Origin of the sequence: Thalassococcus lentus (assembly GCF_028023555.1) — a bacterium.
GTDB lineage: Bacteria > Pseudomonadota > Alphaproteobacteria > Rhodobacterales > Rhodobacteraceae > Thalassococcus_A > Thalassococcus_A lentus.
This window is the reverse complement of the sequence record NZ_JAQIOY010000001.1, coordinates 955,360-976,893: the sequence shown is the minus strand read 5'-3', so window position 1 is coordinate 976,893 and position 21,534 is coordinate 955,360. Positions and strand designations below refer to the sequence as shown.

Annotated in this window: 18 protein-coding genes; 10 read left to right on the top strand and 8 right to left on the bottom strand. The window is 56.3% G+C overall.

Annotation, left to right across the window (positions count from 1 at the left end; genetic code table 11):
* Positions 1–42: 42 nt before the first annotated feature.
* From PFY00_RS04770 to mnhG, 10 genes are all read left to right on the top strand, one after another.
* On the top strand, positions 43–1,254 hold the full coding sequence (locus tag PFY00_RS04770; protein ID WP_271431356.1) for an acetyl-CoA C-acetyltransferase: 1,212 nt from the start codon (positions 43–45) through the stop codon (positions 1,252–1,254).
* Positions 1,255–1,270: 16 nt separating this feature from the next.
* Positions 1,271–2,170, top strand: coding sequence for a hypothetical protein (locus PFY00_RS04765; RefSeq protein ID WP_271431355.1), 900 nt, complete (start codon positions 1,271–1,273; stop codon positions 2,168–2,170).
* Complete coding sequence (locus PFY00_RS04760) at positions 2,167–2,637, top strand: hypothetical protein (protein WP_271431354.1); 471 nt, start codon at positions 2,167–2,169, stop codon at positions 2,635–2,637. The genes PFY00_RS04765 and PFY00_RS04760 overlap by 4 nt, the downstream gene beginning before the upstream one ends.
* Positions 2,638–2,765: 128 nt before the next feature.
* Positions 2,766–4,964 (top strand): 3-hydroxyacyl-CoA dehydrogenase NAD-binding domain-containing protein, encoded by a 2,199-nt coding sequence (locus PFY00_RS04755; RefSeq protein WP_271431353.1) that lies wholly within the window; start codon positions 2,766–2,768, stop codon positions 4,962–4,964.
* Between the two features lie 443 nt (positions 4,965–5,407).
* A complete protein-coding gene (locus tag PFY00_RS04750; RefSeq protein WP_271431352.1) occupies positions 5,408–8,275 on the top strand; it encodes a monovalent cation/H+ antiporter subunit A in 2,868 nt (955 codons plus the stop codon).
* A gap of 1 nt (position 8,276) precedes the next feature.
* Positions 8,277–8,633, top strand: coding sequence for a Na+/H+ antiporter subunit C (locus tag PFY00_RS04745; protein WP_271431351.1), 357 nt, complete (start codon positions 8,277–8,279; stop codon positions 8,631–8,633).
* Positions 8,630–10,213 (top strand): monovalent cation/H+ antiporter subunit D, encoded by a 1,584-nt coding sequence (locus tag PFY00_RS04740; protein WP_271431350.1) that lies wholly within the window; start codon positions 8,630–8,632, stop codon positions 10,211–10,213. The genes PFY00_RS04745 and PFY00_RS04740 overlap by 4 nt, the downstream gene beginning before the upstream one ends.
* Position 10,214: 1 nt before the next feature.
* Positions 10,215–10,715: a Na+/H+ antiporter subunit E gene (locus tag PFY00_RS04735; protein ID WP_271431349.1), complete on the top strand. Its 501-nt coding sequence runs from the start codon at positions 10,215–10,217 to the stop codon at positions 10,713–10,715.
* On the top strand, positions 10,712–10,999 hold the full coding sequence (locus PFY00_RS04730; RefSeq protein ID WP_271431348.1) for a K+/H+ antiporter subunit F: 288 nt from the start codon (positions 10,712–10,714) through the stop codon (positions 10,997–10,999). Before PFY00_RS04735 ends, PFY00_RS04730 begins: the two co-directional genes overlap by 4 nt.
* Entirely contained in the window at positions 10,996–11,352 is a 357-nt protein-coding gene (gene mnhG, locus PFY00_RS04725) for a monovalent cation/H(+) antiporter subunit G (protein WP_271431347.1), read from the top strand. The genes PFY00_RS04730 and mnhG overlap by 4 nt, the downstream gene beginning before the upstream one ends.
* Before the next feature lie 56 nt (positions 11,353–11,408).
* On the opposite strand, the gene PFY00_RS04720 is transcribed toward mnhG, so the two are convergent.
* The 8 genes from PFY00_RS04720 to PFY00_RS04685 form a co-directional block, all read right to left on the bottom strand.
* Entirely contained in the window at positions 11,409–12,872 is a 1,464-nt protein-coding gene (locus PFY00_RS04720; RefSeq protein WP_271431346.1) for a mannitol dehydrogenase family protein, read from the bottom strand.
* A gap of 29 nt (positions 12,873–12,901) precedes the next feature.
* Complete coding sequence (locus PFY00_RS04715) at positions 12,902–13,675, bottom strand: L-iditol 2-dehydrogenase (RefSeq protein WP_271431345.1); 774 nt, start codon at positions 13,673–13,675, stop codon at positions 12,902–12,904.
* A complete protein-coding gene (locus tag PFY00_RS04710) occupies positions 13,672–14,676 on the bottom strand; it encodes an ABC transporter ATP-binding protein (RefSeq protein ID WP_271431344.1) in 1,005 nt (334 codons plus the stop codon). The genes PFY00_RS04715 and PFY00_RS04710 overlap by 4 nt, the downstream gene beginning before the upstream one ends.
* A 9-nt stretch (positions 14,677–14,685) precedes the next feature.
* A complete protein-coding gene (locus PFY00_RS04705; protein ID WP_271431343.1) occupies positions 14,686–15,519 on the bottom strand; it encodes a carbohydrate ABC transporter permease in 834 nt (277 codons plus the stop codon).
* 10 nt (positions 15,520–15,529) lie between these two features.
* Complete coding sequence (locus tag PFY00_RS04700) at positions 15,530–16,468, bottom strand: carbohydrate ABC transporter permease (protein ID WP_271431342.1); 939 nt, start codon at positions 16,466–16,468, stop codon at positions 15,530–15,532.
* A 164-nt stretch (positions 16,469–16,632) separates the two neighbouring features.
* Positions 16,633–17,925, bottom strand: coding sequence for an ABC transporter substrate-binding protein (locus tag PFY00_RS04695; protein WP_271431341.1), 1,293 nt, complete (start codon positions 17,923–17,925; stop codon positions 16,633–16,635).
* A gap of 102 nt (positions 17,926–18,027) precedes the next feature.
* Positions 18,028–19,059 (bottom strand): LacI family DNA-binding transcriptional regulator, encoded by a 1,032-nt coding sequence (locus tag PFY00_RS04690; RefSeq protein ID WP_271431340.1) that lies wholly within the window; start codon positions 19,057–19,059, stop codon positions 18,028–18,030.
* 100 nt (positions 19,060–19,159) lie between these two features.
* Positions 19,160–21,445, bottom strand: coding sequence for an adenosylcobalamin-dependent ribonucleoside-diphosphate reductase (locus PFY00_RS04685; RefSeq protein WP_271431339.1), 2,286 nt, complete (start codon positions 21,443–21,445; stop codon positions 19,160–19,162).
* Between the last annotated feature and the right edge of the window lie 89 nt (positions 21,446–21,534).

Here is a 21,534-nt window from a genome sequence, read left to right as displayed (position 1 = left end):
CCACCTCTTTATCAAAGACATGTTCCGACAAAGGACCCGACGATGACCGAAGCCTATATCTATGACGCCGTTCGAACACCCCGCGGCAAGGGTCGCAAGGATGGCAGCTTGCACGAGCTGACCAGCCTGCGCTTGTCCGCACTGACGATGAATGCCGTCAAGGAACGCAACAACCTCGAAGGACATGCCGTTGAGGATGTCATCTGGGGGAACGTGACCCAGGTCGGAGAACAGGGCGGCTGCCTTGCGCGTTCAGCAGTACTCGCATCGGATCTGGATGAATCGATCCCCGGTCTGGCGATCAACCGGTTCTGTGCGTCGGGCATGGAAGCGGTCAATCTTGCTGCAAATCAGGTTCGCGGTGGTGCGGGTGATGCCTATATCGCGGGCGGCGTCGAGATGATGGGCCGCGTTGCCATGGGCAGCGATGGCGCTGCAATCGCCGTCGACCCCAGCCTTGCCATGGACAGCTACTTTGTACCGCAAGGCATCAGCGCAGACATCATTGCAACCGAGTACGGTTTCAGCCGCGATGACGCCGATGGTCTGGCCGTTGAATCCCAGCGGCGCGCTGCCGCGGCATGGGAGGACGGTCGCTTTGACAAGTCGGTCATCACCGTGCGGGATCAGAATGGCCTGCCAATTCTGGATCGGGACGAATACATGCGCCCCGGCACCGACATGCAAAGCCTTGGCAGCCTGAAACCCTCCTTCAAGGACATGGGCGAAGTCATGCCCGGTTTCGACAAGATCGCACTTATGAAGTACCCCCATCTCGAGCGCATCAACCACATCCACCACGCGGGCAACAGTTCGGGCATCGTGGATGGCTCGGCTGCGGTCCTCATCGGAAACAAGGCCTTTGGCGAAAAGCACGGACTGAAAGCCCGCGCGCGCATCAAAGCGACTGCAAAGATCGGCACCGATCCGACAATTATGCTGACCGGTCCGGTCCCGGTGACCGAAAAGATTCTGGCCGACAACGGCATGTCCATCTCGGATATCGATCTGTTTGAGGTGAATGAAGCTTTTGCATCTGTGGTTTTGCGTTTTATGCAGGCCTTTGACGTTGACGCCGACCGCGTCAATGTGAACGGTGGTTCCATAGCAATGGGACATCCGCTTGGGGCTACTGGTGCAATCATCATCGGCACTTTGCTTGATGAGCTGGAGCGCACCGGAAAAGGCACCGGCCTCGCCACTCTTTGCATTGCATCGGGTATGGGCGCTGCCACGATCATCGAGCGGGTCTGAACAGTAAGGCCGGCACATGTACAGCATCATCGATCAACAACGCGCTTACGAGATAGCCCAGGAAGCCTTGGACAGGACCGAGGATGCGTTGTTGACCGGGAACCATTCGGTTTTTGAGGAGCTTTTCCATCTGCCTCAGTCACTTTCGACGATGGATGGAATTGTTTGGCTCGAAAGCACCGATGACATCCGGAAGGTATTTGACCGTGTGTGCAAGCGGATCAAAGACTTGGGCATAACCAAGCTGGACCGCCGCGTTGATCGATTGATCTTCGACGGCCCGGAAGCCATTCGGTATTCCTATTTGACACGCATGCTCGATGCCGATGGATCGCTTGTGCAACCGCCGTTTCCCTGCTTGTGCCGAATGATTCACCTAGATGGCTCATGGAAGATCGCGGACACCCAATACGCACTGCGCGACGAAACGGATCACGAAGAAGCGCTCTTGGGTGCTCAACATGAACGATCCATACCCGGCGGGCTGGAATCGCCGGGCTATGCCGTTTTTCAGAACCTGTTGGACCGGATAACAAAAAGTTATCTGGAAAAAGACTTCGCCACGTTTGAAGAACTGACCTCATTTCCGGTCTTGGTGCAAAAAGCGCATGGCACCGAAATATTTCCGGACGCCCATCGATTGCAGATTGATTTCGAGCAGTACCAGCGAGAGTTCAAGATCAAGGGCATCACGAACATGATCCGGACCATCCGAAGTGTTCATATGATCGGCTCCAAGAGAATGCAGGGAACCTATCGAACGTACCTTCTGAGTGGGAAAACTCTGCTTTCTGAAGGTTATGACAGCGCCATGACTCTGGAACAGGGCGAGGACGCGGTTTGGCGGATCACATCGGTGATGCATCCGATCGAGCACATGACACTCGACAAAATGGTACACAGCGATCTGTCATGACCCAAACAACAGCCGATACGATTTACCAACAATATCTGGACGTTGCGACACGCCTGTTCTGGTCCAAGCAGTGGGATGACCTTGCGGGTCTAATTGTCTTGCCGGGCGCTATCCATTCTCCCAATGGCACGTACCATGTCAGCACCCAGTCAGAACTGATCGAGACGTTTAGGACACAACACGAAAGCCTGCAGCGCAACGGAGCAACCGAGTTCCATCGCATTTGCCTGCGTGCCGAGTTCGACAAGCACGCCCGGCATTCGATCACAGGTGTGCATAAAACCTATGCCCTAAATGGCGGCGGTTACGTTGTACCACCTTATGAAAACACAATGGCTTTGACGCTTGAGGATGGCACTTGGAAAGCCAATGGCATCCGCTCATCCGTGCCAAACGAAGTGCTGTCATTGCATCCACTCGGTTCTGATTTGCAGGCCGATCTGAATTCAGGGGATGCGGCACGATGAACGCGAGCCAGCCTACAATAACACCGGCACAGCCTTGTTCAGCGCAAACTGAATCCACTGTGCCCCCGCAAACATCACATAAAAAGCGCTGAATGCGCACAGCCAGTACCTGGAAAGGACCAAGAGACATGGCCGATTTTAGCATGCAGACACGCGACGACGGCGTCGCGATCATCACATGGGACGTCAAAGAAAAATCCATGAATGTCATGACCCTCGAGGCATGGGACGTTCTGGATGGGCTTGTGGATCAGGCTTTGGCAGATGATGCCGTCAAGGGCGTGGTCATCACATCTGGCAAGGACAGTTTTGCAGGCGGCATGGACCTGAATGTCATCGCCAAAATGAAAGAAATGGCTGGCGACGATCCTGCGCGCGGTTTGTTTGATGGCATCATGAACGCCCATCGCATCATGCGCAAAATCGAACGGGCTGGCATGGATGCAAAGACCAACAAAGGCGGCAAGCCAATCGCAACGGCGCTGCCCGGCACCGCGCTTGGCATTGGTCTGGAAATTCCGCTTTCGACACACCGCATTTTCGCAGCGCCAAACCCCAAGGCCAAGATTGGTCTGCCGGAAATCATGGTTGGCATCTTCCCGGGGGCCGGCGGAACCACGCGACTGGTTCGCAAGATGGGTGCCATGGCCGCCAGCCCCTATCTGTTGGAAGGCAAACTGATGGATCCGGTTGCTGCGCAGAAGGCTGGGATCGTCGACGAAATCGCCGCCGATCCGGTAGCCGCGGCCTGTGAATGGGTTCTGAGCGCGAAAGACGCCGACATCGTGAAGCCATGGGACGCCAAAGGCTACAAGATGCCCGGCGGCGCGCCCTATCATCCAGCAGGTTTCATGACGTTTGTTGGTGCCTCCGCTATGGTCAACGGCAAAACCAAGGGCGTTTATCCTGCCGCAAAGGCCTTGCTCAGCGCAGTGTATGAAGGTGCGCTGGTTCCATTCGACACCGCCCTCAAAATCGAAGCGCGCTGGTTTACCAACGTGCTGATGAACCCCAGCTCGGCCAATATGATCCGTTCGCTGTTCATCAACAAAGAAGCCCTGGAAAAAGGCGCCGTGCGTCCTGCTGATGTTGCGGATCAGCGCGTCAGCAAAGTTGGCGTTCTTGGCGCGGGCATGATGGGTGCGGGTATCGCGCTCGTGTCGGCGCAGGCCGGCATCGAAGTCGTGCTGCTCGATCGCGATCAAGCCGCGGCAGACAAAGGCAAAGGCTATGCCGAAGCGCATTTTGCCAAAGGTGTACAACGCAAGAAAATCAGCGAAGAGATGGCCGCAACCATGGCTGGCCGGATCACGGCAACCACAGATTACGCTGCACTTAAGGGATGTGATCTGATCATCGAAGCTGTCTTCGAAGATCCCAAGATCAAGGCCGAAGTGACCGCGCAAGTCGATGCAGTCACAGACGCAGATTGCATCTTTGCAACCAACACATCGACTCTTCCGATCACCGAATTGTCCAAGGCATCCAAAAATGCCGAGAACTTCATCGGCATCCACTTCTTCAGCCCCGTTGAAAAGATGATGCTGGTCGAGATCATTAAGGGCCGCGGCACCGGTGATCGCGCCGTTGCCAAAGCGTTGGACTATGTGCGCCAAATTCGGAAAACGCCAATTGTGGTCAACGATGCGCGCTTCTTCTACGCGAACCGCTGCATTATTCCCTACATCAACGAAGGCATCCGCATGGTCAAAGAAGGGGTTGCCCCGGCATTGATCGAAAATGCTGCAAAGATGGTGGGTATGCCTTTGGGACCGCTGCAGCTCGTGGATGAAACCTCGATCGATCTGGGTGCCAAGATCGCCCGCGCGACCCGTGCCGCGATGGGCGACGCCTATCCGGATGGCGAAGTCGACGAAGTGATCTTTTGGATGGAAGAACAGGGGCGTCTTGGCCGCAAATCGGCATCCGGGTTCTACGACTACGACGAAAAGGGAAATCGCACCGGTCTTTCCGCAGCTGTTGCGGCGCAGTATCCACAGGCCGACGAACAACCGGATCTGACCGAAGTTCAGCATCGTTTGCTCTTTGTGCAATCGCTGGAGGCAGTCCGCGCGCTGGAAGAAGGCGTTCTGATGGATATCCGCGAAGGCGACGTTGGCGCGATCCTGGGTTGGGGCTTTGCGCCTTGGTCCGGTGGTCCGCTCTCTTGGCTCGATATGCTGGGTGCACCCTATGCATCCGAACGCTGCGACGCGTTGCAAGCCGCTCATGGCGACCGGTTTGCATGCCCGGATTTGCTGCGGGACATGGCCGCCAAGAACCAAAATTTCTACGGCCGTTTCGGCCCGCAGGCCAAAGCAGCCTGACCAAAATAATATCGGGGCGCCAACAGGCGCTCCGATCCTCGCGGCAGCACATCACGAAATCTCTGCCGAAATGCGCGCCTATTCACGGCGTGGCCGCGTTCAACGACGCTTTTCGCGGCATTCCCATAAAATCAATATCCCGGATATCCGTTTTGCTCTTGAAAAACGCATGACAAAGCGCAGATGCAAAACCGGGGCGGGGATAACTCACACGACAAAACCACATGCGCTTGGCTTGCTGCCGGACGCCGCTTGGCTTACCACGTTCCGAAGCCGGTCTTTTTCTGGGATCGCAGCAACGTGGGCCTATTTGTCCATGACACAATCGGGATGACGCACAGCGTGCACCCCCGGCAGAGCTGCTTTGCTTGCAAACGGGCCGATCTGATCCGAACGCCCATTTTTCTATCGGGCGAACACTGTGAACAAATTGCGGAGCTGCCGTGTCTCTTTTTCTCGTCGTCGCCCTGCCATTTCTCGGAGCGTTGCTGCCTGGACTGATGAACCAAGCTGGACGCGCGGCCTGCGCCGGGATCACCTTCGTGGTCTCGCTGGCCGCGTTCATCGGACTGTTGACCAACCTGCCTGCCGTTCTGGCCGGTGAAACCGTCAAAGCCAGCATTGATTGGATTCCCCTGCTCGGTTTGAATTTCTCGCTCATGCTGGACGGGCTTGGGTTTTTCTTTGCCTTTTTGATCCTTGGCATTGGCCTGCTGATCATCGCCTACGCGCGGCACTACCTTTCGCGCAAAGACAACATGGGGGCATTTTTCACGTACCTTCTGCTGTTCCAAGGAGCCATGGTCGGCATCGTCATGAGCGATAACATATTGCTTTTGCTTGTGTTCTGGGAGCTGACATCGCTGTCTTCGTTCCTGCTGATCGGATTTTGGAAACACCTGCCCGAAGGCCGTCAGGGTGCGCGGATGGCTTTGACCGTAACGGGTATGGGCGGACTGGCCATGATCGGCGGCATGCTGATCCTCGGTCAAATCGCTGGCAGCTACAATCTTTCGGACATTCTTCAAAGCCGCGAGGCCATTCAGGCCAGCCCGCTCTACCTGCCTGCGCTGCTGCTGATCCTGCTGGGGTGTTTTACCAAGTCTGCGCAGTTCCCGTTCCACTTCTGGCTCCCGCACGCCATGGCCGCACCCACTCCGGTGTCTGCCTATCTGCACTCTGCCACTATGGTTAAGGCTGGCATCTTCCTGATGGCCCGTCTTTGGCCGGTGCTGTCAGGGACACCCGAATGGTTCGCGATCGTCACAACAGCCGGACTGATCACAATGGTTCTGGGCGCAGTGATCGCCCTGTTCAAGCACGACCTCAAAGCGCTGCTGGCCTTCTCGACTGTTTCGCATCTTGGGCTGATCACCATGCTGCTGGGCACCGGCACTGCGTTTGGTGCCATGGCAGCGGTGTTTCACATTCTCAACCACGCGACTTTCAAGGCCGCGCTATTCATGTCCGCCGGCATCATCGACCACGAAGCGCACACACGCGACATTCGACGTCTGGGCGGATTGCGCCACCTAATGCCCATCACCTTCATCTTTGCGACCTTGGCAGCCCTTTCCATGGCCGGGATTCCGTTCCTGAACGGGTTCCTGTCCAAGGAAATGATGCTGGAAGAGGCCAACCACACCGTCCTGTTCGGCTCTCCTTGGCTGGTGCCAGCGCTGGCGGTCTTTGGATCGCTTTTCTCGGCAGCATATTCCTTCCGCTATGTTGGCCATGTCTTTCTCGGGCCCAAGCGTGATGACTATCCAACCACGCCTCATGACCCGGGTCCCGGCCTATGGTTGCCGCCTGTGATCCTTGTCGTACTGGTCGTCGCAATCGGTGTGGCGCCGTTTTTGGCCGAACCATTCGTTAAAATGGTGACGGCATCGCTTTTGGGTGAGGCCGCAGAAGTGCCCAAGGCGTACTTCAAGATTTGGCATGGGCTTGTGCCCGCGCTTTATATGTCGATTGCAGCGGTTGTCGGCGGATTGATCCTGTTGGCTGTCTACCGCCCTGCCCTGCGACTGTGGGACGCCGCGCCGCGCCCCGAGGCCAAGGTGATTTTCGAAGCCTTGATCGAAAACGTCGTGAAGCTGGCCCAAGGCCTGATCCTGCGCAGCCACAACGGCGCGTTTTCACGTTACGCCGCTCTGGCCATGTCGTTCATCATCCTTGCCGGATACTACGCCTGGACGACGGGAACAGTTGGTGACGCGACCCGCACCCTACAGCCGGTGACAGCAATCGCTGTTGCGGGTTGGGCGACATTGGTAGCCGCCACCATCGGTCTGGTCTTCCTGCACCGCAACCGCCTGCTGGCGCTGGTGTTCATGGGGGTGATCGGTCTGATGGTTTCGGTCGGTTTCATTTTCCTCAGCGCGCCTGATCTGGCGATGACCCAAATCACAGTCGAAGTGGTCACGATCGTACTGTTGTTGCTGGCGTTGAACTTCCTTCCAAAATCGTCGCCAATCGAAAGCTCGGTCTTGCGCCGGTCGCGGGACACGGTCGTCGCTGTGGCCGGTGGTCTGGCAGCCATGGGTTTGACCTATCACTTCCTCATGCGCGACGCCGTCGATCAGAGTATTTCTGCCTTCCATCTGGCCAATTCCTACAAAGGTGGCGGCGGGACCAACGTCGTTAACGTGATCCTTGTGGATTTCCGGGGATTCGACACCTACGGCGAAATCATCGTTCTGGGCATTGCCGCCCTGCTGATCTTTGCGCTGACCGAAGCGCTTTTGGGGGGGCCTGTTCGTGCACGCTTGCTGAACCGTGAGCCGGACATGCCACAGGCAGGTGACGCACACCCCGGCATGATGGTCGTGCTGACGCGGGTGATGATGCCTGTTGTGCTCATGGTTGGTTTCTATGTCTTCCTGCGCGGCCACAACGAACCCGGCGGCGGGTTCATCGCCGGACTGATCGTGTCCATTGCCGTGGTGATGCAGTACATGGCCAGCGGCTTTAACTGGGCCGCCGCCCGTTTGCGGTATCCTTATCACGGCATTATCGGGGCCGGTGTCCTGATCGCTGGGCTAACCGGTATCGGGTCTTGGTTCGTGGGCAAGCCCTTCCTGACTTCGGATTTCACATATGTGCGCATACCGCCATTCGAGAAGTTCGAGTTGGCGACCGCTGCGTTGTTTGACCTCGGCGTTTTTCTGGCTGTGGTCGGCGCGGTCATGCTGTCGCTGGAAAGCTATTCGAGACTGGCGCGCCGGTCTGAACGTCCGGACACGGAACATCCGATTGACATCGACCCATCACGCGACGATCCGGAAAACATCATGAAGGCAGGAGGCTGATATGGAACTGCTTGTCGCTTCGGCCATTGGCCTTCTGACCGCAGCAGGGATCTATCTGATCCTGCGCTTGCGGACATTCCCCGTGATCCTCGGGCTTTCGCTGATCACATATGCTGTGAACGTATTCCTGTTCGCCTCAGGCCGTCTGACTATCGGCGCGCCGCCGGTGTTGATGGATGACGTAACACGGTACACCGACCCATTGCCTCAGGCTCTGGTTCTGACCGCGATTGTGATTTCCTTTGGGATGACAGCGGTCGTGGTGATGATTGCGCTGGGTGCCTTCCTGGGCGCCGATGATGATGCCGTGGATGATGGTCCGGATGAGCAAGCCACCGAGACGGAGGATGCAGTATGACCCACTGGATTATTGCGCCCGTCGTTCTGCCTGCTTTTCTGGCACCGTTCATCGTCCTTGCAGCGCGTTACCATATGGGCATTCAGCGCGTGTTCTCTGTCGCTGGTGTCTTGGCACTGATCGCAATCGCGGCAGGTCTTGTCTGGCAGGCGTCTGACGGGACAGTCACCCTGTATCAGCTCAGCGATTGGGCAGCCCCTTTCGGGATCGTACTGGTTGCGGACCGACTGTCGACCATGATGGTTCTGCTGACCTCCATTCTGGCACTCATGGTGCTCTTGTATGGAATCGGATCGAAATGGGATGAACGCGGACGGCATTTTCATGCCCTGTTCCAGTTCCAGATCATGGGGATCATGGGCGCCTTTTTGACCGGCGACCTTTTCAACCTGTTTGTTTTCTTCGAAATCCTGCTGATCGCGTCCTACGGCCTGATGATACACAGTGGTGGCAATGTCCGGCTCAAGGCTGGCGTGCAATACGTGTCTTTCAACCTGATCGGATCAACACTGTTCCTGTTCGCTCTGGGTTCGATCTATGCGGAAACCGGCACTCTGAACATGGCGGATCTGGCGGCCAGGGCGCAAATGGTCGGCGCGGAGCAAACTGTCGGCATCCGTGTGGCTGCCGTGTTGCTGTTGTTGGTATTCGCAATCAAGGCCGCGTTGGTCCCGCTTCATGTCTGGCTGCCCTCCAGCTATGCCGAAGCGCCCCCAGTTGTTGCCGCACTCTTTGCGATCATGACCAAAGTCGGCGCCTATGCGATCATCCGTGTCTACACAATGATCTTTCCCGAAAGCCTCGAGGCCACGGCCGGATTGCACCACACTTGGCTCATGCCCTTTGCGCTGCTTTCGCTGGCGTTGGGTATGATCGGCCTACTGGCGGCAAAGAAACTGGACAGGCTGGTCGCCTTTTCGGTCGTCGGGTCCATGGGCATGGTCATGGTTGCCATTTCGATGTTCTCTGAGGCCGGCATCTCGGCTGCGCTCTACTACATCGTGCATTCGACATTCGCCGCCGCCGCTCTTTTCCTGATTGTCGATCTGGTCGAGCAAAGCCGCAACGATCTGCAGCTAACCACACAGCCCCCCATCGCAGGCGCGCCCTTAACGGCTGGGTTGTTCTTTGCCGCGGCGATTGCCATGGCCGGTTTGCCGCCATTGTCAGGCTTCGTCGGCAAGTTGCTCATCCTGAACGCCGGTTTCAGCGAAGGGGCAATGCCGTGGATCTGGGCCATCATTCTTGGTTCAAGTTTGATCTCGGTTGTTGGATTTGCCCGCGCAGGCAGTGTTGTGTTTTGGAAATCCGAAAGCCTGCGCCCCGAGGTGGATGAAGACGACGACGACAGCCAAGAAGTATCCGAGGATGACCAGCAGGCACCAAGCGCATTGGCCTATGGCGCAGTGATGGGGCTACTGGCTCTGATCGCGCTTCACACGGTTCTGGCTGGCCCAATGACACGCTACATGCAGGCCACATCAGCACAATTGTTTGCGCCGGATGCCTATATGGAAAAGGTTCTCGACACGCCGGGCAAGCTGAGCAAACCAAAAGACAGCAGCGAGGAGGATCACTGACATGAGTACGCTTGCAGGACGCATCCTGCCGCACCCAATCCTGACCCTTTTTCTGACCGTGGTCTGGATATTGCTACAGAACGACTTCTCCGCAGGAATGGCCGTTTTCGGGCTGATCCTCGGGATCATCATCCCCGCAGTTACAGCGGCGTGGTGGCCCGATCGGCCCCGCGGCATCAAGCTGGGTAAATTCATACTGTATTTCTTTCTGGTCGTCTGGGACATCATCGTTGCCAATGTTCAGGTCGCATGGATCGTACTGACCCGGCCCAATTCCAAGCTGCGCCCTTGTTGGGTTGTTGTTCCTCTCGAACTGCGGACACCAGAAGCAATCGCGATTTTGGCCGGGACAATCACCCTGACCCCCGGAACGGTGACTGCAGATCTGTCCAGCGAAGGCCATAGCCTGTTGGTGCATGCCCTGGATGCCGAAAGCCCCGATGAAGTGCGCGATCAGATCAAAGACCGCTATGAGCGCCGTTTGAAGGAGATCTTTGCATGACCCCTGATCCCACGCTTGTTGATTGGACCATCCGTTTTGCCTTTGGCGCAGTGGCCGTTGCCAAAATTCTGTCGCTGGTCCGACTGATTATCGGCCCGACGACATCGGACCGCATTCTCGCTTTGGATACACTGACCGTGAACGCCATTGGATTGATCGTATTGCTGGGCATCGCACAAGGCACGTCGATCTATTTCGAAGCGAGCATGATCATCGCGATGCTCGGCTTTGTTTCGACCGTGGCCTACGCCCGGTTTGTTTTGAGGGGGGACATCATCGAATGACCGCGACATCAATCGGAGAGTTTGCCATCATCGCCTGCCTCCTTTTCGGAGCGCTGTTTTCCGTTGTCGGTGCGATTGGGCTGGTCAAATTCGACAACCCCATGACACGGCTGCACGCCCCAACAAAGGTTGGCACGCTGGGCGTCGGGTCCTTGTTGCTGGCCGCTGTTCTGCACGCTTGGGTCTATGGCGACGGGTCAATGCATCAGTTGCTGATCGTTGTGTTCCTGTTTGTCACAGCACCCATTTCCGCCAACTTTATCGCCAAGGTTTCGATACATCACAAAACCTGCGAAACACCGCCCCCGCCTGCAAAAGACAAAACCTGGGCGACCTTGGACACACCAGAATAAACGGCAAAAGGCTTGCACCAGTGCAAGCCTTTTTCTTTGCTTTCACTGCAGCTGCGTCAGCTTAGGTATTCGCTCAGCGTCGCCCGGCATCCCTGGTCGTGCAGCTTGGTCAACCAACCGCCAAAGGCTGCAACAAAGGCTTCTTCCTGAACCAGCGCGCCATAAATCTCGGATTGCTCCAGCCAGACAACCGGATTGGTCTTGGCCTTGAGTGCTGCCGCTTGCAGTGCATCCCAGTTGGGATCATTTGGTTCGATCTCGCTGCCATCTTCGCGCAGACCAGTGCACATGCGGGCCCACAGTGCTTCGACCAGTGCAAGCGCCTGAACCGATGCACCGGATGCGATTGCGTCACGCAGCACCGGCAGAATGAAACCGGTGTGGCGTGAAGATCCGTCAAAGGCCACGCGCCGGACGGAATCGTGAATGCGCGGATTGGCAAAGCGCTCTTCGATCAGTGTCAAATAGTCAGACGGATCCATTTCAGGCACCGCACTCACGTAAGGTAGAATTCCGTCTTGCTGAATCTTGCGGAAAAACGCGGGCAGTTGTTCGTCCTGCATGCAGTCCGCGATCGTGTCCAGCGAAAGGATCTCTCCAGCATTCGCAAGGACCTGATGCCCACCATTGAGAACCCGGATTTTCATGGTCTCATAGCTATGAACGTCACCGGTTATCGTCGCACCCACAGCTTCCCATGCTGGGCGTCCGTTGCAAAACACGTCCTCCAGAACCCACTGACGAAAGCTCTCGTGGCTAACTGGCGCGGCATCTTCAATCCCCATGTCCTGCGCCAGTTCGATCAATTCATCACTGGTGGCCGGGACGATGCAATCCACCATGGAATTGGGGAAAGCGCCGGTGCTGTCAATCCATTCGGCCAGTTCCGGATCTGTCATCGAAGCCAGACCAACCACGCAGGATCGCAAAATTTCGCCATTGCCCTGCAGGTTGTCACAGCTCAGCGCTGTAAACGGCGGAAGGCCGTTGGCTCGGCGCAACCGAAGGGCCGCGACGATTGCACCAAAGACGGTTCTGGGCTGCTCGGGGTTTTGGGCGTCATGGCGAATGTCTTCGTGATCAGCGTCAAAATCGCCCGTGGCTGCATCGAGGAAATAACCGCCTTCGGTCACGGTAAGAGCAACGATCCGAATAGACGCATCCGCCATTTGAGCGATCAAAGGACCATTGCCCTCTTCAATCGGAAGATAGTCAATCATGGAGCCGATCACTTCGGCACGGGTTCCCTTGGGATCGAGTTCGATCAGCGTCGTCAGGCAATCCTGCTCCAGAAGCTTGTCGCGCATCTTGGCATCATAAGGCCGGACGCCGGCGCCAATGATAGCCCAATCCAACGCCTGCCCCTTTTGCATCAAACGATGCAGATACCAGGCTTGGTGGGCCCGGTGAAAATTGCCCAATCCGATATGCACAATCCCAGGACGCAAACGAGAGCGATCATAGCGCGGACACTCGATGGCATCCGGCAACCGGCTCAGGGCAGAGTCACTCAGTTTCATGGGCATAAGTCCTTGGGAAAAGTCGTCCATCAGCTCATCCATTGTCCGCCATCGACGTTGTACGTCTGGGCGACCACATATTCCGCATCATCGCTTGCCAGAAACACGGCCATGCCAGTCAGATCTTCGGCCACTCCCATGCGCCCGAAAGGCACGCCCGCCGCGACCTCCGACTTTTTCTGACCAGGTGCTTTTCCTTCGTGCTTCGCAAAGAAAGCGTCGACGCCATCCCAGTGTTCGCCATCAACAACGCCCGGCGAAATCGCATTTACGTTGATTCCATGCTGAATCAGATTCAGACCTGCCGATTGCGTGAGGCTGATCACAGCGGCTTTGGTGGCGCAGTAGACAGCGACCAAAGGCTCACCTCGGCGGCCTGCCTGCGAAGCCATATTGATGATCTTTCCACCACCACCACGTTCGATCATGTGGTTGGCAACAGCCTGCATCATGAACAGAGTTCCCGACACATTGATATCGAACACGCGTGCGTAGTCGTCGCGGCTAATCTCTGCGATCGGGGCTGCAGTGAAGATCGCCGCATTGTTGATCAGAACGTCGATCTGGCCAAATTGCGCGATCGTCGCAGCCACGGCGCCATCGATGCTGGACTGATCCGTGACATCCAATTCGACGGCAATTGCGTTTTCACCAAGCTCTGCCGCAGCAGTCTTGGCGCGTGCAATGTCGATATCCGCAATCGCGACACGCGCGCCTTCGGACACATAAGCCTTGGCGAATGCCAGACCGATGCCGCGCGCGGCACCGGTTATCAACGCAATTTTGCCGTCCAGTCTCTTCATTCGATCCGCATTCCTTCTGCATCGAAGCGGTGGATCTGGTTTTCGTCTGGTGTCAGGAAAATCTTGTCGCCATGGCGGGCTGCAAAATCACCATTCACCCGAACCGTCATCATGTCCATCAACCCGGTTTCATGGATATGAAGGAATGTATCTGAGCCCAGATGCTCGGCGACACCAACGGTGCCTTCCCACAGGCCTTCCGTCTTGGAAACGGTCATATGCTCGGGCCGGATGCCGATTGTGTGGGCGTTCCGCTTCGTCGCTTCTTCGCCTTCGAACAGGTTCATCTTTGGCGAGCCGATGAAACCAGCCACAAACTTGTTGCGCGGCGCATGGTAGAGATCCAGCGGAGAACCAACCTGTTCGATCACACCGGCCTGCAAGACAACGATTTTGTCCGCCATTGTCATGGCCTCGACCTGATCGTGTGTCACATAAATCATGGTCGTCTTCAGTTTTTCATGAAGCTCCATGATCTCAAGACGCATGCCGACACGCAAAGCAGCGTCAAGGTTCGACAGTGGTTCGTCAAAAAGGAACGCCGCAGGTTCTCGTACGATCGCACGGCCAATTGCAACACGCTGGCGCTGACCACCTGACAACTGGCCCGGTTTGCGATCCAGATAGTCGGTCAGGTTCAACGATGTGGCCGCTGCCTCGATCTTGGCTTTCTGGGTCTCTTCATCAATGCCAGCCATGCGCATAGGAAATGCGATGTTCTTGCGGACCGTCATATGCGGGTAAAGCGCATAGGACTGGAACACCATGGCAAGCCCACGTTTCGAAGGCGGCACCTCGGTCACGACGTTGCCGTCGATTTCGACATCACCTGCGGTCAGATCTTCCAACCCGGCGATCATCCGGAGCAAAGTCGATTTCCCGCAGCCCGATGGGCCCACAAAAACCACGAACTCACCATCGTCGATCTCAAGGTTCAGTGGCGGAATGACGTTGGTTTCGCCAAAGCTCTTTTTTACGTCTTTTAGTACGATGCGTCCCATGATCGTTCCTTATTTCACAGCGCCAAAGGTCAGGCCTTGGACCAATTGTTTTTGACAGAACCAGCCCAGCACAACGATGGGGCCAACAGCGGCGGTAGACACCGCAGAGAGGCGTCCAAAGAACAGCCCTTCCGGAGCACGGTTGCCTTCGATGAGTTTGGACAATGTCGCGGCGTCGGTTGTCGTCAGTCGAACAGTCCAGTACGCCTCGTTCCAACAAAAGATGAAGCAGAGCAAAGCGGTCGATGCGATGCCGCCCCAAGCCAGCGGGATCAAGATCTCGCGCACTTCACCCCAGGTGTTCAGACCGTCCATCTTGCCAGCCTCGATGATGTCCTTGGGGATGTCCTTGAAGTAGGTAAAGAGCATCCAGATCACGATTGGCAGGTTGATCAGGCTCAACACCATGATGATCAGGAAATGCGTGTCATACAGCCCAGCCGCCTTGGTCATGAAAATCATCGGGTACAGAACCGCTGCCGCAGGAAGCATCTTGGTGGACAGCATCCACATCAGGATGTCCTTTGTCGCCCGCGTCGGGTTAAAGGCCATTGCGTAGGCGCAGGGCACGGCGACAACCAACGTGAAGATCGTAGCCGATACAGCCGTGATCACCGAATTCCGGGCAAACCGCCAGTAGTCATAGTTTTCGGTCATGTTGGCGTAGTTCTCGAGCGTTGGCGTGAACGAGAACAAGAATTCAGGCTTCACCGCATCCGCGTCAGTCTTGAAGCTGGTCAGGACCATATAGAAGATCGGGAAGAAGAAGATCAGCGCCACCACCCAAGCCAGAACCGGCCAGGCAATTTTCGAGAACTTCGTGTGTTGTGCAACGATAGCCATGGTGGCCCCCTTATTCCATCAATGTCTTGCCGATCATCCGAAGCAGGAAGATGGCGACAATGTTGGCGAGAATGACTGCGAAGATGCCCGTGGCAGATGCAGCACCGATGTTGTTATTGACCAGCTCGCCGATGTAGTACGGCAGGTTTTTGTTGCCGTTACCCCGGCTGACGATCTCAATCTCGGCGTAGAGCGAGAGGTGGAAAATCGCTTGGATCATCACCACGATCGCAATTGGACGACCCAGGTGCGGCAGTGTCAGAAATCGAAACTGCGACCACGCACCAGCACCATCCAGAAGCGCGGCTTCTTTTTGCTGTTGGTCTTCGGATTGCAGCGAGGTCATGAAGATCAGGACCGCAAAGGGCGTCCATTGCCAAGTGACCATCATGATCACCGCATAGGCAGAGGTTTGCGTGGCACGGAACGAAATTGGTTCGAACTCGGGCCAGAGCGAAAAGAACCAGCCGACGACGGGCGCTTCGCGCATCCCGGCGATCATGTCATTGATCCCGTTTACAGCGATGCCTTGCAGGCCAAGAACCGGATCAAGCAACATGTTGATCCAAAGGACGGCGTTAACCGCGGGCATCACAAAGAAGGGTGAAATCAGCAGGACCCTGACAATACCCCGTCCCGGGAATGTGCGGTTCACCAGAATTGCAATGGCAATACCAAGGGTGACTGTCAGGAACAGAATGCTGCAAACAATGAGCAGCGAGTTCTGAATGGCCAGCCAAAAAGAATCCTGGCCCCAGACGTACTGATAATTGCCCAGACCACGCCAGTTGTCGATCGACGGGGATGTCCATTCGGGGCGGCGCAGGTTGTTAAGAACATAACGAATAAAGGAGAAGAACAGCGTCATGCTCAGTGGAACAAGCATCCAAAACAAGAGCAGAAGGACAGCTGGTGTCTGTAGCAGACGTGGTACGGTTCGATTGGCCATGACGATTGTCTCTCAGCAAAGTGAAAGGGCGCGACGCGAAGCGATGTCAGATTGTGCGGTCGTCCCGAAAAGGCTGCGCTACGATACGTCAGACCGGGCGAACGACGAAAGCCCTGGGGTGGAAAGACCCGGAATAAGTCCGGATCTTTCCGAAGTTTCGAGGCTTAGTAGTAGCCTGCTTCCTTCATGATGGAGTCTGCAGCAGCCTGCGCGGCGGCAAGTGCATCTTCGACAGACTTCGCACCGGAAAGTGCAGCGGCCATTTCCTGACCAAAGGCCGAACCGATTTCCGGGAACTCAGGGATAGCAACGAACTGCACGCCAACGTATGGCTTCAGATCAGTTGCTTCAGGAGCCGCGGAGTCGATTGCTGCAAGCTCGGCTTCAGCGAACTTGGCAACTGCCTGGAATTCAGGGATCTGGTAGGTCGAGGCACGCTGACCAGTTGGAACAGAGCCCCAGCCGAAGTCAGGGTGGTTACCGACAGCCTGAACGTAAGCTTTGGAAGTCGCCCATTCGATGAATGCCTTGGCTTCTTCTGCATTTTCCGTACCGGCAGGAACCGCCATGGCCCATGCCCACAGCCAGTTCGCACCAACAGGGTTACCTGCGTTTGGCGACTGTGCGTATGCAACGTTCGGGTTCTCCAGGAAGGATGCCGCGATTGTCGCGTCAATCCAGAGACCGCACTTGTCCTGGTTGTACAGAGCAAGGATTTCGTTGAACGAGTTGCCTTCGGATCCCGGAGGGCCGTAGCTGTTCAGCAGGTCAACGTAGAAGCTTACAGCTGCGTTCCACTCAGGGCTGTCGAGCTGCGGCTTCATGTCGGCGTCAAACCAAGCTGCGCCAAACGAGTTCGCAACAGTTGTGATGAACGCGCCGTTGTCGCCCCAACCTGGCTTGCCGCGCAAGCAGGCGCCGTAGACACCATTGTCAGGGTCGTGCATCGCAGCAGCTGCTGCTTTGACGTTGTCCCAGCTGTCGTTGTCCGCGATGGTTACACCGGCTGCGTCAGCCAGATCCTTGCGGTACATCACCATCGAAGATTCGCCGTAGAACGGTGCCGCATAAAGCGTACCGTCGTGGCTCAGACCTGCGCGCATGGCGGGCAGAATGTCTTCGACATCGTAGTCGTCGCCGAATTCCAGAGGCTCGATCCAGCCAGCTGCACCCCAGATAGGCGCTTCCTGCATACCGATGTTGATGATGTCATACTGACCACCACCGGTCGCGGTGTCGGAAGTGACCTGCTCACGCAGAACGCCTTCTTCCAGCGAAACCCAGTTCAGAGCCACACCAGTTTCCTCGGTGTAGGCTTCTGCAACCTTCTGCATGTTGATCATGTGGCCGTTGTTCACGATCGCGATTGTCAGTTCTTTCGCGTGACCGTCGGCATATGCGCCAGTGGCCAGCAGAGACAACGCTGTTGCCGCACGAAGTGCGTTTCTCAGTTTCATCCTATTCCTCCCTAGATGGATGACGATGTGATGCAAGGAAGCTATCGGGCGTTATCCAAAGCGTCAATATAAATTTTACGCGCGTAAATTTTTTTTAACTTTCTACGCGGAAGCCCGTAAAATAAAGCGCGCCGGGTAGAGCGTCTCGGTTCTCGCTCGGAACTTTCCGCCGTTCTCGATCAACGAAAACAACGTCTCCACGCTATGCCCCGCGACAGAATCATAGTCATGTGCAACCGTGGTCAGTGCAGGGCACGTGAACTTCGAAAAGGGATGATCATCGTGAGACGCCACTCTCATCGCGCATCCCTCGGCCCGACCCACACGGATGCCTCGTTCATAACACGCAGCCAGGAAGCCAATTGCCAGACGATCGTTGCTACAAAGAATCGTATCTGACGGCAGCGCCTTTCCATCCAGAACCTCGAACGCGCCCTGACGCCCGATTTCCTCGAACGCCCAGCCTTCGCCTTCGATTTTCAGAACGTGAGGCGTCTGCCCCATGCTTTCCATTTTCTGGATATACGCCGCGCGACGTTTGTTTGCGTTCGGGTTGGCCGGGTTCCTCATTTCAAAGAAAACCGGCGGCTCACCGGAATCCATCAGGTAGTCAACACTCTGAGATACAAAGCTAAAATTGTCCGACCCGACAAACGCCTCACCCACGCCGTCGATATTACTGTCAAACAAGACAGTGGGAACTTCATTGCAGAAATCTTCGATTTTCGAACGATCAGACGCCCGCCCGAGGGGTGCCAGAAGAACACCGGCAGGCTTCAATGACCGGAGGCTATCCAGAATGTCGATTTCAAGATCTCGCTCACCATGCGAGCTGAACAATGTCGGTCTGTATCCTGCATCGATACAGCGCTGCTCAATGTTCCGCGCGATTTCACCAAAGAACGGGTCTGCAAGGTAGGGGACCACGATACCAATGTTCTTGGTCATCTTGCGATTCTGATTAATCGCAAAGATGTTCGGGCGGTAGTCGTAGCGTTCGAGCGCCTCTTCGATGCGCTCCCGTGTCTTGGGCCGCACACTGTCCGGATCATTGAAATACTTCGAAATGGTCGGTCTCGAGATACCGCTCAAAGCGGCAAACTCTTCCATATTCTTGATTTTCGTACCGTCCATTTCGACTCTCACAGCGGCAAACTGACTGCGCGCAAGGATGTTAATCTTTTGCCAATTATTCTTGTCGCGCGTAAAAAATCAAGTCTTCCACTATTTCAGCCTATCCGCACTTGCTGTGACCACAGCTGCCGCAGGTCATGCAGCCCTCAACCATGCGCATATCGAACTGGCCACAGGATGGGCATGCTTTGCCGCGCGGCTGATCAAGGTTGACCACCGCCGCCTGCGGGTCTGACTTCAGCCCCATGCCTTCGCCTTCGAGGAACCCGGTAGAGACCATGTGCTTCTCGATGACACCGCCTATGGCGGCCAAAATGGACGGAATGTATTTACCTTGCACCCATGCACCACCACGTGGATCGAACACGGCCTTCAGCTCTTCGACCACGAAAGACACATCACCGCCGCGTCTGAATACCGCCGAGATCATCCGTGTCAGCGCAACCGTCCAGGCAAAGTGCTCCATGTTTTTTGAATTTATGAACACTTCAAAAGGACGCCGGTGCCCGCCCACAACGATATCATTGATGGTCAGATAGATGGCGTGTTCGCTATCTGGCCACTTCAGCTTGTAGGTCGCGCCCTCCAATTCCTGCGGACGGTCCAAGGGCTCTGACATGTAGATAACGTCGCCCCCCGACGCTTCGCGCGCCAAGGCCGGCGTTTCCGCTGGTGTCTTCTCTGTTCCTTCACTGACCGACAAAACCGAGCCGGTAACGTCGTTCGGGCGATAGGTGGTGCATCCCTTGCAGCCATCTTCATATGCCTTGATGTAGACGTCCTTGAAATCTTCAAAGCTAATGTCTTCGGGGCAGTTGATCGTCTTGGAGATCGAGGAATCGACCCACTTTTGCGCCGCTGCCTGCATCTTGACGTGATCCAACGGCGCAAGCGTTTGGGCGTTTACGAAATAGTCCGGTAATTCGGCGTCACCGAATTTGTCGCGCCACATCTGCACGGCGTAGTCCACGACTTCTTCTTCGGTGCGGGTTCCATCTTTTTGCAGAACTTTGCGGGTATAGCTGTAGGCAAACACCGGCTCGATCCCCGAGCTGACGTTCCCTGCATAGAGCGAAATGGTGCCAGTCGGCGCAATGGATGTCAGCAGGGCGTTGCGGATGCCGTGGGTACGGATCGCTTCGCGCACGTCGTCATCCATGCCGCGCATGGTACCCGATGCAAGATACTTGTCAGCGTCGAACAGCGGAAATGCGCCCTTTTCCTTGGCAAGTTCAACCGATGCCAGATAGGCCTCACGCGCGATCAGATGCAGCCATTCTTCCGTCTTGGCCGCAGCCTCATCGGATCCATAGCGCAAACCGCACATCAGCAAGGCATCCGCCAGCCCGGTCACACCCAGACCGATCCGGCGTTTTGCCTGTGCTTCTTGTGCCTGAGCCTCCAGCGGGAAGCGAGAGGCATCGACAACGTTGTCCATCATCCGAACAGCTGTCCGGACCAGTTCGGATAGCTGCGTTTTGCAGACATGCGCCTTTTCATCCTCGAAGGGATGCCAGACCAACCGCGCCAAGTTCACTGACCCAAGCAGACATGCGCCATAGGGCGGCAGTGGTTGCTCGCCACATGGGTTGGTTGCTGCAATGGTCTCGCAATAGCTCAGATTGTTGGCCGCATTGATACGGTCAATGAAGATCACACCCGGTTCCGCGTAGTCATAGGTGGCCCGCATGATCCGGTTCCACAGATCACGGGCCTGAACGGTTTTGTAAACGCGGTCACCAAAGGTCAGTTCCCAAGGGCCATCCGCTTTTACCGCCTCCATGAAAGGATCCGTGATCAGCACCGACAGATTGAACATTCGCAAACGGGCGCTGTCGGCCTTGGCCGCGATGAAATCCTCAATGTCCGGGTGGTCGCAGCGCATCGTGGCCATCATGGCGCCACGACGAGAGCCAGCGGACATGATCGTGCGGCACATCGAGTCCCACACATCCATGAATGAAAGCGGTCCAGAGGCATCGGCAGCCACGCCAGACACCGGCGCACCCTTGGGCCGGATCGTGCTGAAATCATAGCCAATGCCGCCGCCCTGCTGCATTGTCAGGGCTGCTTCTTTCAACATGTCAAAGATACCGCCCATGCTGTCCGGGACAGTGCCCATGACAAAACAATTGAACAAAGTAACCGAGCGCTGCGTTCCGGCCCCGGCTGTAATGCGTCCCGCCGGCAGGTATTTGAAATCCTCCAGCGCGCTGTAGAACTGGTCTTCCCAATAGGCGGCGTCCTGTTCCACAGACGCCAATGAACGCGCAATGCGCCGCCAGCTGTCTTCTACAGTCCCGTCGAGTGGCGCACCGTCAGCATCCTTGAAGCGGTACTTCATATCCCAGATCTGTTCGGCGATCGGCGCAGCGAAACGGGTCATGTCAGGCGATTCCCTTGATTTGGCAGAGAGGCAAGATAGCCCATATAGGGCATGGGCCACAAGTTTTGCAGGCCCCATTTACCACAAGA